The sequence below is a fragment of the Paenibacillus sp. J31R120 genome, from assembly GCF_056269225.1.
Map to the genome: position 1 here is coordinate 705,349 of NZ_JBWDNN010000001.1, position 14,330 is coordinate 719,678.

14 protein-coding genes and 2 pseudogenes are annotated in these 14,330 nt (G+C 45.7%); 13 read left to right on the plus strand and 3 right to left on the minus strand.

The genetic code is table 11. From position 1 onward, the window contains the following. Positions 1–191 precede the first annotated feature (191 nt). The 4 genes and pseudogenes from ltrA to AC0YNW_RS03175 all read left to right on the plus strand — a co-directional run bounded on the left by ltrA (position 192) and on the right by AC0YNW_RS03175 (position 3,157). Positions 192–1,453 (plus strand): annotated as a pseudogene (ltrA, locus tag AC0YNW_RS03160) (group II intron reverse transcriptase/maturase). Between the two features lie 217 nt (positions 1,454–1,670). Then, positions 1,671–1,919 carry a hypothetical protein gene (locus tag AC0YNW_RS03165; protein ID WP_475830717.1) on the plus strand — a complete coding sequence of 83 codons (249 nt, stop codon included), beginning with the start codon at positions 1,671–1,673 and terminating at the stop codon, positions 1,917–1,919. Positions 1,920–2,005: 86 nt separating this feature from the next. Next, on the plus strand, positions 2,006–2,203 hold the full coding sequence (locus AC0YNW_RS03170) for a hypothetical protein (protein WP_475830718.1): 198 nt from the start codon (positions 2,006–2,008) through the stop codon (positions 2,201–2,203). A gap of 69 nt (positions 2,204–2,272) precedes the next feature. Then, entirely contained in the window at positions 2,273–3,157 is an 885-nt protein-coding gene (locus AC0YNW_RS03175; protein WP_475830719.1) for a hypothetical protein, read from the plus strand. Positions 3,158–3,311: 154 nt separating this feature from the next. Here AC0YNW_RS03175 and AC0YNW_RS03180 read toward each other — a convergent pair whose 3' ends face one another. Continuing rightward, positions 3,312–4,004 carry a stalk domain-containing protein gene (locus AC0YNW_RS03180; RefSeq protein WP_475830720.1) on the minus strand — a complete coding sequence of 231 codons (693 nt, stop codon included), beginning with the start codon at positions 4,002–4,004 and terminating at the stop codon, positions 3,312–3,314. A 503-nt stretch (positions 4,005–4,507) separates the two neighbouring features. Between AC0YNW_RS03180 and AC0YNW_RS03185 the strand changes: the two genes are divergently transcribed. The 3 genes from AC0YNW_RS03185 (at position 4,508) to AC0YNW_RS03195 (ending at position 6,401) form a co-directional block, all read left to right on the plus strand. Continuing rightward, a complete protein-coding gene (locus tag AC0YNW_RS03185) occupies positions 4,508–4,813 on the plus strand; it encodes a hypothetical protein (RefSeq protein WP_475830721.1) in 306 nt (101 codons plus the stop codon). Then, a complete protein-coding gene (locus AC0YNW_RS03190) occupies positions 4,810–5,955 on the plus strand; it encodes a hypothetical protein (RefSeq protein WP_475830722.1) in 1,146 nt (381 codons plus the stop codon). Before AC0YNW_RS03185 ends, AC0YNW_RS03190 begins: the two co-directional genes overlap by 4 nt. A gap of 134 nt (positions 5,956–6,089) precedes the next feature. Then, positions 6,090–6,401: a YolD-like family protein gene (locus AC0YNW_RS03195; protein WP_475830723.1), complete on the plus strand. Its 312-nt coding sequence runs from the start codon at positions 6,090–6,092 to the stop codon at positions 6,399–6,401. A gap of 140 nt (positions 6,402–6,541) precedes the next feature. On the opposite strand, the pseudogene AC0YNW_RS03200 reads toward AC0YNW_RS03195, so the two are convergent. Further along, positions 6,542–7,682, minus strand: a pseudogene (locus AC0YNW_RS03200) (IS3 family transposase). Positions 7,683–7,974: 292 nt separating this feature from the next. Continuing rightward, positions 7,975–8,574 (minus strand): 30S ribosomal protein S4, encoded by a 600-nt coding sequence (rpsD, locus tag AC0YNW_RS03205; RefSeq protein WP_119798108.1) that lies wholly within the window; start codon positions 8,572–8,574, stop codon positions 7,975–7,977. Between the two features lie 358 nt (positions 8,575–8,932). Between rpsD and AC0YNW_RS03210 the strand changes: the two genes are divergently transcribed. The 6 genes from AC0YNW_RS03210 (at position 8,933) to AC0YNW_RS03235 (ending at position 14,291) form a co-directional block, all read left to right on the plus strand. Further along, positions 8,933–10,837 (plus strand): diguanylate cyclase, encoded by a 1,905-nt coding sequence (locus AC0YNW_RS03210; RefSeq protein ID WP_475830724.1) that lies wholly within the window; start codon positions 8,933–8,935, stop codon positions 10,835–10,837. A 226-nt stretch (positions 10,838–11,063) separates the two neighbouring features. Continuing rightward, positions 11,064–11,783, plus strand: a complete 720-nt coding sequence (locus AC0YNW_RS03215) for a hypothetical protein (protein WP_475830725.1) — start codon at positions 11,064–11,066, stop codon at positions 11,781–11,783. A 97-nt stretch (positions 11,784–11,880) separates the two neighbouring features. Then, the gene (locus tag AC0YNW_RS03220) at positions 11,881–12,996 is read left to right on the plus strand and encodes an aminopeptidase (RefSeq protein ID WP_475830726.1); all 1,116 of its coding nucleotides are present in this window, start codon (positions 11,881–11,883) and stop codon (positions 12,994–12,996) included. Positions 12,997–13,098: 102 nt separating this feature from the next. Further along, a complete protein-coding gene (locus AC0YNW_RS03225; protein ID WP_387474445.1) occupies positions 13,099–13,341 on the plus strand; it encodes an HPr family phosphocarrier protein in 243 nt (80 codons plus the stop codon). A 141-nt stretch (positions 13,342–13,482) separates the two neighbouring features. Next, a complete protein-coding gene (locus AC0YNW_RS03230) occupies positions 13,483–13,776 on the plus strand; it encodes an Fpa/YlaN family protein (RefSeq protein ID WP_387474447.1) in 294 nt (97 codons plus the stop codon). A gap of 134 nt (positions 13,777–13,910) precedes the next feature. Further along, positions 13,911–14,291: an Asp23/Gls24 family envelope stress response protein gene (locus AC0YNW_RS03235; protein WP_116043270.1), complete on the plus strand. Its 381-nt coding sequence runs from the start codon at positions 13,911–13,913 to the stop codon at positions 14,289–14,291. Positions 14,292–14,330: the final 39 nt, after the last annotated feature.

Genomic DNA, 14,330 nt, shown 5'->3' on the forward strand with positions numbered 1-14,330 from the left:
GGGTTGAACATGGAATAGGAACGGAACGACTTGGCGTTCGAGGATGGGCATGGAAAGCAGACAATCCCAATTTTTTTTTGAAGGGACTTATCTGAGGAAAGTAGCGGTGAATACGCGAGGGTACTCAAAAGGGCAGAGTTCATCAACGGCACAAAGAGAAGAGATATTCACGCAAGGGAGTGTATCGAAGAATGATCGAGGAAGTGCTGTCACGAGGCAATATGCTGTCGGCGCTAGCAAGGGTCGAAGCGAATAAGGGGAGCCATGGCGTAGATGGCATGTCGGTAAAAGACTTACGCAGACACATCGTACAAAACTGGCAAGCGATTGGCGAAAGCATACGAAACGGAACCTATGAGCCTAGTCCAGTCCGTCGGGTCGAAATCCCGAAGCCGAAAGGTGGAACTCGGCTCTTAGGTATACCAACCGTGACAGACCGCCTCATTCAGCAGGCGATCACGCAAGTATTAACCCCGTATTTGACCCAACGTTTTCCGAACAAAGCTATGGATTTCGTCCGCAAAGGCGAGGACATGATGCGGTGAGGAAAGCGAGTAACTACATGCAAGAGGGACATCGTATTGTAATAGACATGGATTTGGAGAAATTCTTTGACCATATCCATCATGACCGCCTATTGGCAAAGCTAGCGGAACGAGTAACAGATAAAACCGTGTTGAAGCTCATTCGCATGTATTTGCAGGCGGGAGTTATGGAAGGAGGCCTTGTCCAAGCATCAACGGAAGGAGCGCCGCAAGGAGGTCCGCTGAGTCCATTGTTATCTAATATCGTCCTTGACGAATTAGATAAGGAACTGGAGAAGAGGAACCTTCGCTTCGTAAGATATGCTGATGACTGTAACATTTACGTGAAAACGTGGAAGGCAGGGCATCGCGTGATGAAATCCATGACCGCATTTATTGAAGGGAAACTGAAACTGAGAGTCAATCGAGAGAAGAGTGCGGTAGACCGCCCATGGAAACGGAAGTTTCTAGGGTTTACATTCAGTTGGGATAAGAAGAATCCAAGGGTAAAGATCGCGAAATCATCCTTGGAGCGTGTGAAGGCAAAGATCAAAACGATCACCTCACGCAGCAAAGGGACCCCGATCGAGATGCGAATAAAGGAACTGAATCAATATCTGACGGGCTGGAGTGGCTATTACGCACTTGTTGATACGAAAAACATATTCCAAGAGTTGGACGAATGGACAAGAAGAAGACTTCGGATGTGTGTTTGGAAACAATGGAAGCTACCAAAGACAAAGGCGAGAAACCTGCTGTCGCTGGGGGTCCCAAAACAAAGGGCATACGAATGGGGAAATTCGAGGAAGAAATATTGGCGTATCGCGTGTAGTCCAATTCTCCACCGATCACTAGATAACCATGATTGGCTGTCTCTTGGTCTGAGAAGTCTTACGGACCGATACAATCAATTGCGGAATATGACATGAACCGCCGTATACCGAACGGTACGTACGGTGGCGTGAGAGGACGGGGGCTTACCGCCCCCTCCTACTCGATTGAACTCTGACACTGGAGCACCTCCGGCTGAGGATTGACCGGCATCAAGCCCGCATGTCCGCAGCAGCCTCTCCTGACGTTGCCAGCGTCGCTTATTGCCTATGGCAGTCTTACAATGGCGGCACAATGACAGGAATGCATGATCAAATGTCAAACTTAAAAGCCCTTTCGTACTCTGAAGTGGAGGCGAAAGGGCTTCAAGTGTTGTTGTTTTTTATGGACAACCGCCGCAGTAGACAAAAAAAGAGAGGCCAAGCGGCCTCTCTTTCGTCCCAACTATTACGGGCGGTACTATTTACGGGAGACATGCTGCAAGGCGCTATCCAAGGTGTGCTTGTGACTGGCGCGACTGTGTTGACGCATCAACTTGTTAAGCAGACAGTGAATCATAAGTAGACACAGAGAAACTGGAAGTCAAAAGTTATTTTTATGGGCATAATATATTGGGAATATATATACATTTTGGAATAAGAGGTGATAAAATGAATAAAGAGAAAGTAAATGAAGGAGGAGAAGTACAGATGGCAGTAAATGATTGGGTGGAAATCATCGATTCATCAGAGGAACAATATGTAGGACAAACTGCAAAAATTGTTGATTTAAAAGGAAGTAACGTTAGGATTGAAATCGATGGAGGAGAAGCTTTTTGGACCGATTCGGGTAATTTGTCACTTTGTTGAAAATAATGTGACCCAAGGCCTGCTTAGTATGGTATGATTTTACTAATCATACTTGAAAGGTGGGCCTTTATGCCGTCAATGGATTTTGTAGTTTACCAAATTGTTACTCCTGAAGATTTGATGGGGAAATCCAAGGTTTTTCTCGAGAGTTTTAAAACATTTCCTATTCAGCAAGAAGAAAGGGATCTGTCGTATTGTATCACATCTGAAATACAAGAGGAAGATGGAGTTATTACCGGTAGTTTATGTCAGGAATATCCGCCGCTTACAGAGTCTTTTGATGATGAAAAAGTTCTATACCCACCAGACGACACCCCTACTGTTCATACGTTTTTTTCTATTAACTTAAATGATAAGTTGTTATTGTTACAAATACGCGACTATTCTTCTCCTAACCTAGATAAAGATATTACAAGGGCGCGACTTAATAGAATTCTAAATACCACCTTTAGAGAGACTTATAATCAAGAGTTAAACTTGGTTTTGACCGAAAAAGAATACAGTGAGGATGAAATGCTAACACTATTTAATATGCACAGAGTGAGTCACCTTAGAGTCAAATTAGGTAGTGAAGGTAGGCTACTGAGGGAAAACGCTTCAATATCTGAAATCAAAGAGGCTAATGATCACTGGATATCAGTATGGAATGATGATGATAGTAATTTGTCTGAAGTTATTTTGAAAGCTCCAGGAAAAACAGGAGAGGGAGACTTAAGAACTTCTCCACTATCTAAGACTGTTCTTAGCGTCCCTTCAAAATCTATAGAAGAGTTTTTTTATTGGGATGGAGCTGGTAAGCAACACAAAGTGTCGAAAAATGGATTCAAAAGATTCGTTATTAATGGCATAGACATTTACACCCATCCAATAACTGCCATTCCCTACATAAAGGAGCAAATCAGTAAACGAGGGAAAGAGCTTAGGGAATTTAGGGTAGTTAATGATTTGCAATGAAAAGTACCTGATTTCGATTTACCGAATTAATTATTCAAAGGAAAACCATTTCATCCACGTCAGAAGACTAAGAAACTAATCCATATTTGAGCCCACAGGCCATTACGGTCCGCGGGCTTTTTTTGTTTAAACGAAGGAGGCCATTATGCTAGTTCTAATTTAACTCCACTTTGACATCATTAAAACGATACTCACCAAAATGTGGTCTCAGAAGAATGTTAATTGTTTTCACATTGTCGATTGGAGGGAAAAAGATAACGGATTTTGCTGTAACTCCTGGCTCAATAGAGTTGGGTGCTTTATCAACATCAGTTTCATAGTATCTTTCAAAATTAAATTTTGAGTTGTATTGGTACTGTTTACCATCCGATACTATTGTAGCTGTACCCTCAGTGCTTAACCTCGATTCTTTAGAGTTGTTTGTATAGGTCACGAAAAGCTTTAAAGAATCACTATCCTGCACAACTTTATCGATGGTAACAGTTAACTCATTATCAGTATGTTCTAATTTATTTGCAGGATTAGAGCCACTTGAGCCACTTTCAATAGCTGCAGCGCCCGCGCCCAACAACACCGTGTTATTAGCTCCGTCCCAGCCGACCTCAACACCAAGTGCTTCGCCAGCCGTTCTAATTGGGAGATAGGTAGTTCCATTGTACGTGATAGGATAGAGGTTTTTGCCATTCGCATCTTTCGGCACCCAAGCCTTGTTATCAACCTTAAACTTGATCCCCAAGTTTAGGTTCGCTTTGATAGCTTGCAGATTCGTTGCGCCGTATGCACCTGCAGCGGCAGATGTAAGAATAATAGCACCTGCGGCCAAAGTGATGAGTAATTTCTTCTTCAAGTCTAGTTCCTCCTCAAATGGGTAATTTCTCCTATAGTTTACTACATACCTCCAAGCGTGCCTATTGGTTTCATGAAAAAGAGGGAACGTTTACGACACGTTCCCCTCTTTCGCTTTCTTCTTCTTTTTATCGTCTGGTATCTTCGAAGGCGTATCGGCATCCAGACTCGACTGCAGTGCGGCCATGAATTCAATTACGTTGTGTTGTGAATGGTTTAAGTGAATACCTTAGAATGAAATATGTTCGTGATTGCGGGCTTCATTGAGTTTTAGGTATTCTTTTTAGCGCGCTGATAGTTTTCGTTGAGATTTACTTAGTTTCTATCGAAGTTGAGAATGCCAACTGAGGGAATTATGAGGGTAATTTGGGGTATGTAGTGGTAGAGTTTGGTCGGCTTATTCTCATATTAATTGAAGCACTTAAGTATGTATATGAGAAAGTGATTGAATCGCAGTGACTTGGTCAAAAATAGATTTAATAATAATTGACAATGGAGGGAAATATGAATAATCTATTGAATGGCATTAAAAATACTTTTTTTGGCCTATTAGCTAAGGAGGTACCAAAGTCCTATATGAGTAAATTGGAAATGAAGGCCGTTTATGAAGAGGATATAGAAATGTTTCTGGCATCCATTGGCTTACTAGAACAAATGACAAAGAATGAAATAGTTTGTACCAATTGCGGTTCAATAGTGACAATACAGAATATGTTGTCAGTTTTTCCTTATCAAGATGAGATACATGTATGTTGTACAAGTTGGGCTTGTTATCATACACTAATAGATAAAGGGGTAATAAAATCTTGATTGCTTCACAAGGAACGAGTGTTCCTCAGCCAACTGATATACCTGAAACTCCAGAGCTACTACAGAAAGCAATTGACACTTTTGAATTCCTTGGTTTATTTTCTCCTTTGGGGTCTTTAGCCATTGTTCTGATTTTAATTGCACTATGGGGAATTTTTCATAAAGAATCGTTTGATAGGTTTTTGTTGATGTTCGTCAGTATTTTCAATATGTTCAAGAAAGCAAGGAAATATAAAGTGAAAAAGGGATTCGAGGTTGGTATTAAAGGATCGGTTAGTAAATTAAATAAAGAAATGGGTAAGGATGTTTTTTCACATGAGCCTGAAATAAATTGGGTTACCGAATCGAACAGAGATCAATTTATTAAGGATGGTAAAGTAGTTATAAGATTAAATTACCACGATGATCAGAATAGGACTTTTATGTTGGCATCTCTTGGTTTTGTTAGATTAGGGCTTCTACCAAATTCAAAGCAATACATACCTGAAGCAATTTTTGAAACGACTAGCCTTATTGTGACTAGAAAGATATTAGAAAGCCATAGCTCAGATTCGCTTAATTCTTTTTACGCTGAAATACTTAATCCGCTCTTTAAGGCTGATTCTGATTTGAAAACTAAATTTGATTATTTAGTGACTCTCGACCAAAATTCAATGCTTTATCAGATATTCATCCCAGAGTTGCATGAGATGGGATTGAAATTATACCCAAGAGTATTTAGTGGGGAAATAACTGAGAAAGAGGTTACAGGTTTAATAAACTTTCTATATACAATAACTACAAGAGAATATGAGGAAAGGGTACCTTTAGATTTTACCTCGTCACTCTTTAAATTAAAGATAATAATCTTAGCAAGAGCGGATACATTATATCAATTAGGGTTATCCCCTTATATTAAGCGTGTTAATGAAGCTTTGGCGCAAGGATTCGAAAATATATATGTCTTGGCTCATAGTGCTAAGAGGAGCGATGCAATAAAATTGTCAAAGCGGTATGTGGATGACCGACGAGTACAGAAGACTGAACTAAAAGAAGGGAAAATCTTTACCCCAAATAGCTTCGAGCCGAAGGATTGTATTTGTGTTGTTATCAAAGCAAATAATAATGTTACTGTAGAAGCTGAAGATGTAGAAGCTGGGTAAAGCAAGGATATATTTGATTTAACCTCAGATAAAACGCTAACCTAAAATAGGTCAGCGTTTTTTTCTATTGTTAGGAACCAATGTCGGATATATAATAAACATATGAACATATGTTCCTGTTTAGGTGATGAGCGATGCGCAAGAAATTAGAAGGCAATGGACTATGGGAGTCCAGCCGCATGATGCTGCCGGAACATAAGGCTGCGATCAACTTCCACAACGCCAATAAGGATAACCGGCAACGGATCAGCCTAGACGACCAGGAGTTGGAGCATATCGGTCGTAAGCTAACTCAATCCCTTAACCAGCGGACCATTATCACGTTGCGGCTCTATGATGAAGAGGAGCAGCTGCAGGTTATCGGGATGGTTGATCGAATCAGTCAGCAGCGCGGGCAGTTTATGGTTAAGGGGACTGGTACCAACTGGCCGATATTGAAGGTGTAGACGATGATGACTGATCGGGCCAGAAAGTTGCATTGACCCATCTTGTCCCAGAAGTGGAACTTGTGCTAAAATAAAAAAGAGCCGTGAGGGAATGGGGACTGACCTCCGTTTGTGAGATAGGGATCAAAACACCTTTCCATTTATGCGAACAGTCGTCTGTATTCAACAGGCGACTGGTTATTTAGTTTCGTTTGAATCCGAATTGCGTTATAGTAAGAAATGTAGTCTCGAACGGTCTGTTCAACGATTGCCGTCGTTGTATGAGTTAAACCTTCGAGGTAGAACGTTTCAGACTTTAGTGTGGAATGAAACGATTCGATGGGGGCATTATCAGCGGGCATACCCTTGCGGGACATGCTCATGATAATGCCTTTCCTTTGACAGCTTCCTGGTATGCTTGTGACGTGTAGACACTGCCCTGATCGCTGTGGAGCATCGTTCCTGACAAAGCAGGCAATTGATGAAGGGTATCGAGTACAAAAGCGGTATCCTGCTTGTCCGATATACGCCACGCTACAATCTCTCCGTTGAACAAATCGAGAATACTTGAAAGATACAACATTTTCCCGCCAAACGGCAAGTACGTAATATCCGTTACAAGCTTTTGTATCGGTGCATCCGATTGAAATTGACGCTTTAAGAGATGTTCGGCTACATACGCTGGCTGACCTGTTGTCTTCCGCTTCTTGACTCTGACTCGGCATTGCAGCTGCTCCTGCTGCATAATTCGATGTATGCGCTTGTGGTTCACCGTATGCTCTCTACGCAGCCAAGCAGTAATTTTCCTGTAGCCATAACGAAACTTGTGCTGCATACAGAGTTCCCGAACTTTTTCGACCAAGTGATCCAGCGGCTTCTCCTTCGCCACGCTCCAGCGATAGTACGTTGCACGAGAAACGCCGAGCCAAGCACAAACTTGAGTAACACTTACAATCCCTCGAAGCATCTTGACCAATTGCACTACCATCTTTACAGACACCTCCTCTCCAACTCTGTGTACTTTTTTAACACGTCCAGTTGTTGTTTTAAGAAACGGTTCTCTGCCTTTAACTGCTCCAACTCTGTGCTGTACTCAGGTCCTTTCCCATAACTGTATGGTTTGCCTACTGGTTGCTTTAACCGATTCAATTCACCATTGCGATACCATCTCATCCATGTTTTCACTTGTGTCTTATTTCGGATGTGGAGATGTTCCATGACCTCCTTTACAGGTACGCCTGCCAATCTCATTTCAATGGCCTTCATCTTCGTTTCCACGGGATAGCTTACTCTAGTTGCCAACGCAAAAACACCTCCAAGGTTATCCCCATATCTTACGACATGGATCAATGTTCTTGAAGGTGTTTTGATTTGTCTCACGTTAGGGGGTCAGTCCCAATGAACCCCCGGCTCTTTTTTATTTTCCGTCAGCGTCTACCCCTATTTTTAAAAAAGAAAAACAGCCCCACTTAGCCCCAATTCAGTGCATTTTATTGCATTATCCTGCAATTTACCGTTACATGCAAAAACCCCGGAATCCCACTGTTATATGGGGTTTCGGGGTTTTTAGAAGTCAGTTTGCGTTTAACCGCTATTAACGGCTGTAGAATTCGACGATTTGTTTCTCATCGATTTCTTGGCTCAGCTCAGCGCGCTCAGGCAGGCGAATGTACTTGCCTTCCATTGCTTGCTCGTTGAATTCCACGTAGTTCGGAAGGTGATGACGGCCTTCCAGAGCTTCTTTGATCGATTTCTGACCGCGGCTGCGCTCGCGCAGACCGATTACGTCGCCAATAGCAACCGTGTAGGAAGCGATGTCGACTTTCTTGCCGTTTACTGTCACGTGGCCGTGAGCTACCAGCTGACGAGCGCCAGCGCGGGAGTTCGCGAATGCCAGACGGTAAACAAGGTTGTCCAGACGGCTTTCAAGCAATGCCATGAAGTTTTCACCGGCTTTACCTTTTTGCTTAGCCGCTTTGTCGTACAGGTTGCGGAATTGCTTCTCGTTCAAACCGTACATGTGGCGAAGCTTTTGTTTTTCTTGCAATTGAACGCCGTAGCCACTCATCTTTCTGCGTTGGTTAGGGCCGTGCTGTCCTGGTGGGAAAGGGCGTTTCAAGTCTTTGCCAGTTCCGCTCAGGGAGATGCCCAGGCGGCGGCTTAGTTTAAATTTAGGTCCTGTATAACGTGCCATGTGTCGTGTTAACTCCTTCATCAAATGTAATTTTGAGAATGGGGTTGTGTTGCGCGGATAAACGTTCTATGGATGAATGCCATCCCTGTCAAGCACTTCAGCCGCAGGCTTGTCAGTGAACGAATTTCCTGAGGGTGACACAAAACCGTACGCCCATGTTTTCATCAATTAATATTATATGAAATTGGAGCGAAAAGTCAAGATTGTTCCTCGAATGATTATAAAGGCCTGATTCACGATAAAAGCGTCTAAAGTCCTATAAATTTTGGGAACGATAGTGCAAAATTCTTAAAAATAAAGTATGATATTGTTAATGAGTGAGCTGTCCCTTGCATTCACGGAAAGGGTTAGGTGCTGCATGGTTAATGAAAGAAAGGCGGAACTTCCCGTTTGGTTTGCCAATGAAGATATTCATGATGCGGACGAGCCCTATCTCCCATCTCTATTAGAAGAGAGTTTTTTTCGATGGAGACAGGAGGCTTCGGGGCTGGTTTCTTTGCGTATGGGCCAATTCGGGATTTATACGAGAGATGTCCTGTGCCATGCCTTCACTGATTTCACTGACCCAGCCCATCAACCGGACACAGCCATACGTGACCGGTTGGCAAGAGAAGCTGTACCGGAGGCGTTCAGCGAAGGCGTAACCAGCAAGATTAGCGCTGAGGGCTGTCATGCGATCGCCATTCCGTTTCGCCGCCGTTCGGACGATGTGGTATTCGCTGTACTGCTTTACACATACGCGGGCGAACCGGATGCTCCCCATACAGGTGAACTTGAATCCGCCGCGCTTCATATGAGAAGCTGCTTCTATTATGCGTTCGAGCAGCTATATGTACGGGACTTGATTCAGCAGCAGCACCGCAAGGATCGCGAAGCGAACCATAGGGATGCGCTGTTTCTTGCCGCCAAGCGTCTCTATGACCAGATTGACGTCTCTTCTGTACTGTCGGAGATGCTGGCGAGCCTGGAGTCGCTATACCCAAATTCCGAGATTCATCTCTATCTTTCACAGGATTATGTAGATGGAGACCCTAGAATAAAGCCCCTGGCCTTCAAGAATACTGCGCATGACATTGTCGCCCAGGCGTTCCTGGAGAGTAAGCCGGCCATGGAGCATGAGCGCGACGGCACGATGCGGCTTGCGGTCCCGATGACCGGCAAGCAAGCGGCATACGGCGTGTTATGCATGACGTTAGGGCGGGGCAAATGGGATGAGTCGGACATGCCGGCATTCCTGCTGCTTGCAGACACGGCGGGGTCCGCGTTCGAGAACGCAAAGCTGTACGAGCAGTCCAATCTGCTGATTAATGAACTGCGTTTGATCAATGAGATGACCAAGAGACTGAATCAATCTCTTCGGTTGAAGGAGATCTTTCAATTTGCGACTAGCGAGCTTCTGACAATATTCGATGCCGACTACTGCTGTGTGCTTCAGCTTGACAAGGTAAGCAACGAATTTGTAGTGAAGTCCAGCAATATCCCCGCCATGGCAAGCGAGCACTTCTCGCCGGAATACGGATTTTGCGGAATGATCTACCGGACGAAGGAACCGCTCATTATATCGGACTACTGGAATACACGCGTCGTGACATCCAAGCTAATGGACAATACGGGATCGCGGTCTCTTATTGCCGCACCGATCTTCGTCGACGGCGAAGTGGTCGGCGTTATCCTGGTGACTCACAAGGTTGCCAATTTTTTCTCTTATGACAACTATAAGCTGCTTCAAGTTATGAGCACGCATATTGGGCTTGCTGTTGCGAACGCTTCCCTGCATGCGGAGGTGCGAAGAATGGTCATTACCGACACGCTGACCGGACTTCACGCTCGTCATTATCTGAATGAGCAAATCCAGAGCAGGCAGCGGAAGGATCCTTTCGGCTCGTTGATTCTGGTCGATATTGATTATTTCAAGCGCATCAACGATACGTACGGCCATCAGGTCGGCGATCGCATCCTGATCCAGGTCAGCAGCATCATCTCTGCGTCGATTCGCCAAGGAGACATTGCGGCAAGATGGGGCGGGGAAGAGCTTGCGGTCTATTTGCCGGGCATTCGGACGGAGCAAGCGCTTCGCATAGCCGAGCGGATACGCAAACAGGTCGCCGAAGAGACGGACCCCACTGTGACTGTCTCATGCGGTGTGTCGGAGTGGACGTTCGACAATGAGAAGATTAGTGTAGAGTCGTTGTTTTATCGGGCGGATATGGCACTGTACGAGGCCAAGAACAAGGGCCGGAACTGTATCATTGTTGGCGAATAACAATAATAGCCATTTAAAAAGCGTCTCCTGTGGAGGCGCTTTTTTCTATGCCGTACTTATGGAGGGCGGCTTTTTGTAGGGGTCCTTTTTGAGCATGAAGGAAGAGGGTTCGTACAGCAGAAGGTGGTTTGGAATAATCCAGAGGAGAATAAGAGACGCTAGTGGCAGAGAGAACGGCAGAATGCGCTAGAAGCGTCTGTGCCATGGTTAGACAGGAGGAGATATCATGTATGGACGTCACAAGATAGGGGCTCTAATCGCCGCGCTGCTGCTTGCTGCAGGACTAAGCGGCTGTTCTGTCTCTGATAGGAACAGAACGCCGGAGGAGTGGCTGAGCTTATCGTATGCGGGCCTCGCGGCAATGGATCAATATGCATTTAGCGGATCGATGAGCATGGGGCTGGAGGAAGGCGTCATGTTCAAGCCGCAAATGTTCGAAGGCAAGGTGGTGAATCATCATCAGCTCACCATTCAGTCCGACAAGCAAGATCCGCTGTACTGGAATCCGGTCGAGGTGCTGGATTCACTCAAGCGTTCCCATGAATCGGTGGAAATCGCCGAAAACGGCGTGCGGGATACAAGCGGAGCGGATACCCTGGTGCTGCGTGCCGTCGAGAAACGGGATGCGGCCAAAAACCGCTGGACCGGCGTGCTGAAGCAGGAGCTGGAGCAAGTGACGGGAGAGGTTATAATTGAGAGCGGGGCAACCAGCGCAAAGCGCAAGGAAGTGGCCGAGCAAGCGGAGCGGGAGCTCGATGCGATGCTGCGCTCGCTTGAGGTGCGCACGGAGTATGAGATCGTGGTTGACAAGCAGAGAATGCTTCCGCTTAAGATGGAGGAGAAAACAACCTTTAACTATGAACGCGATGGGCGAAAAAGGAGGGAAAACCGGCATACATCCGTCCGTTTTCAGGCATTTGACAGCACTGCCGCGCGAACGGACTAAAGTGCGCAAAGGGGCCGATCATGATACGATAATGAGAGATACAGACTCATTTTTTTCGCTATGAGGCAACATGACAAGAAGGAGTAGATGAAACACGATGCGTGATCCAAGATTGAAGAAGCTGGCACAAAATTTGGTGCAATATTCGGTAGACGTTCAGCCAGGAGAGAACGTTCTGATTGATATGATCGGATCTGAAAGCGAGCTGGCCAAGTGCTTGATTGAAGAGGTCGCTGCACGCGGCGGCAGACCGTTCCTGGAGATGAGCGACCGTTCTGTTCTGCGTACTATGCTGATGCATGCGACGAAGGAGCAAATTGAGCTGTGGGCGAAGCTGGATCTGGAGCGGATGAAAAATATGCAGGCCTACATCGCGGTGCGCTCCGGCGACAACGTGAATGAGCTGGCGGATGTGCCGGACGACAAGATGCGTCTGTATGAGCAAGTTTACCGCAACCCTGTACATATGGAACAACGCGTAAAAAAAACAAGATGGGTCATCCTGCGCTACCCGACGCCATCGATGGCTCAACTGGCCAATATGAGCACAGAGGCGTTCGAGGACTTCTACTTCGATGTCTGCAATCTGGATTACAGCAAAATGGAAAAAGCGATGGACCCGCTCAAAGCGCTTATGGACCGTACGGACAAGGTGCGCATCGTATCGCCGGGAACGGATATTGCATTCTCGATCAAAGACATCGGCTCAAAGAAGTGCTCCGGTCACCGGAACATTCCGGACGGCGAAGTATTCTCCGCTCCTGTGCGCGATTCCGTCAACGGAACGATTACGTACAACGCGCCTAGCGTATACTCCGGCACGACGTTCCAGAATATCTCCTTTACCTTCGAGAATGGCAAGATCGTGAAGGCAGAGAGCAACGACAATGCGCGGCTGAACGAAATTCTGGATATGGACGAAGGCGCCCGTTATATTGGTGAGTTCGCAATCGGCTTCAATCCGTATATTCTTCAACCGATGAACGACATTCTGTTCGACGAGAAGATTGCGGGGAGCCTGCACTTCACGCCTGGTCAGGCGTATGAGGATACCGACAACGGCAACCGCTCTTCGGTGCATTGGGATCTGGTGCTTATTCAGCGTCCGGAATACGGCGGCGGCGAAATCTATTTTGACGACGTTCTGATCCGCAAAGATGGCATCTTTGTGCTCCCTGAGCTGGAAGGTCTAAATCCAGAGCACTTGAAATAATGGAATAGACTGCGTTTTTTTCGCCAAACCTCTTGATGGATGTAAGGTTTCAGGGTATCATGGTGACAGGAAAGCTTTACTAATCATATGGAGGGATTCCCCATGTCCAATAACGCAGCAATTGTAGAAATTTCTCAGGCGGCTAGCCAATTCACTTCTTCCATCGTACTGCAAGCCGACAGCAAATATATCGATGTAAAGAGCATCCTTGGGCTGTTCACGACATTGGTGGGAGGCCACGCCTACGAACTGCATGTGCATGGTCCTGACGCTGAAGAAGCGAAGAAAGCAATGGCGGAAGTATTTTCCAAGCACAACCTGAACGTAACCGTAATCGGCGGTTAATATTGGTTGATCAAGGATAAGAATGGCGTCTCTTTCCATTGGAAGAGGCGCTTTTCTGTTTTGTCCTTGTGTATTCCCTACTTTTCGTCTAATATAAAGGGTATAGAGTTTGACAGGTTACGCGCATAGGAGGGGAGAAGAATGTCTGCACCGGAAGTTACGGATCTATTGCATGAACGAGCGCTTCGTCTTCTTCAGGAGGACGCGAGTAAGATAGAGAAACTGATCGAAGTACAGATGGAGAATTTGACGACTCGTCAATGTCCCTTGTATGAGGAGGTCTTGGATACACAGATATACGGTTTTTCCAAAGAGGTTGATTTCGCCATTCGGGCGGGCTTGATTACCGAACCGGCGGGCAAAGATATTGTTAACCGGCTGGAACGTAATTTGGCTGTATTATATGAAGCTTTGGATCGCAAAGCGAAGGGGTAGCCCCCATATACGGGCTGCCTTTTTTTATGTCCGCCTATGCCGTTAGACCTAACGCAGAATATAGGGGCAATCCTTGCTTCATGTCGTCTGTTCTATTACAATGAACATATATGGCAAATTGAGGAGTGGATGACATGACCGAGAACCTTCAAACTGGATTAATCCGTATTTCTGACGATGTAGTAGCTACGATAGCGGGACTTGCAGCACTCGAGACGCCAGGCATTGCGGCGATGTCTGGCGGTATATCTGAAGGGCTTGCCAAGAGATTAAGCGGCAAGAACGTGCAAAAGGGCGTGTCGGTCGAGGTAGGTCAACTGGAAGCAGCCATTGATCTGCGAATCATCGTTCATTATGGCATTCCGATTCAAGAGGTTAGCCGCCAGCTGCAGCTGAATGTGCGCGAGTCGGTGGAGAATATGACCGGACTGCAAGTGGTCGAAGTGAACGTGAAGGTGGAAGGCGTTGCGTTCAAGGAAGAAGAGCCGGATGAACCACAGCAACGATTGAAATAATCGATCATACGCAATACGGCACTTTCCGATTATCGGAAA

Excerpts from the sequence above, each read along its gene's own strand:
- AC0YNW_RS03170 (WP_475830718.1), top strand. The coding sequence starts at position 2,006 with ATGAATAAAGAGAAAGTAAATGAAGGAGGAGAAGTACAGATGGCAGTA.
- AC0YNW_RS03230 (WP_387474447.1), top strand. The coding sequence starts at position 13,483 with ATGTCTGCACCGGAAGTTACGGATCTATTGCATGAACGAGCGCTTCGT.
- AC0YNW_RS03195 (WP_475830723.1), top strand. The coding sequence starts at position 6,090 with ATGCGCAAGAAATTAGAAGGCAATGGACTATGGGAGTCCAGCCGCATG.
- AC0YNW_RS03235 (WP_116043270.1), top strand. The coding sequence starts at position 13,911 with ATGACCGAGAACCTTCAAACTGGATTAATCCGTATTTCTGACGATGTA.
- AC0YNW_RS03175 (WP_475830719.1), top strand. The coding sequence starts at position 2,273 with ATGCCGTCAATGGATTTTGTAGTTTACCAAATTGTTACTCCTGAAGAT.
- AC0YNW_RS03165 (WP_475830717.1), top strand. The coding sequence starts at position 1,671 with ATGTCAAACTTAAAAGCCCTTTCGTACTCTGAAGTGGAGGCGAAAGGG.
- AC0YNW_RS03215 (WP_475830725.1), top strand. The coding sequence starts at position 11,064 with ATGTATGGACGTCACAAGATAGGGGCTCTAATCGCCGCGCTGCTGCTT.
- AC0YNW_RS03210 (WP_475830724.1), top strand. The coding sequence starts at position 8,933 with ATGGTTAATGAAAGAAAGGCGGAACTTCCCGTTTGGTTTGCCAATGAA.
- AC0YNW_RS03185 (WP_475830721.1), top strand. The coding sequence starts at position 4,508 with ATGAATAATCTATTGAATGGCATTAAAAATACTTTTTTTGGCCTATTA.
- rpsD (WP_119798108.1), bottom strand. The coding sequence starts at position 8,574 with ATGGCACGTTATACAGGACCTAAATTTAAACTAAGCCGCCGCCTGGGC.
- AC0YNW_RS03220 (WP_475830726.1), top strand. The coding sequence starts at position 11,881 with ATGCGTGATCCAAGATTGAAGAAGCTGGCACAAAATTTGGTGCAATAT.
- AC0YNW_RS03225 (WP_387474445.1), top strand. The coding sequence starts at position 13,099 with ATGTCCAATAACGCAGCAATTGTAGAAATTTCTCAGGCGGCTAGCCAA.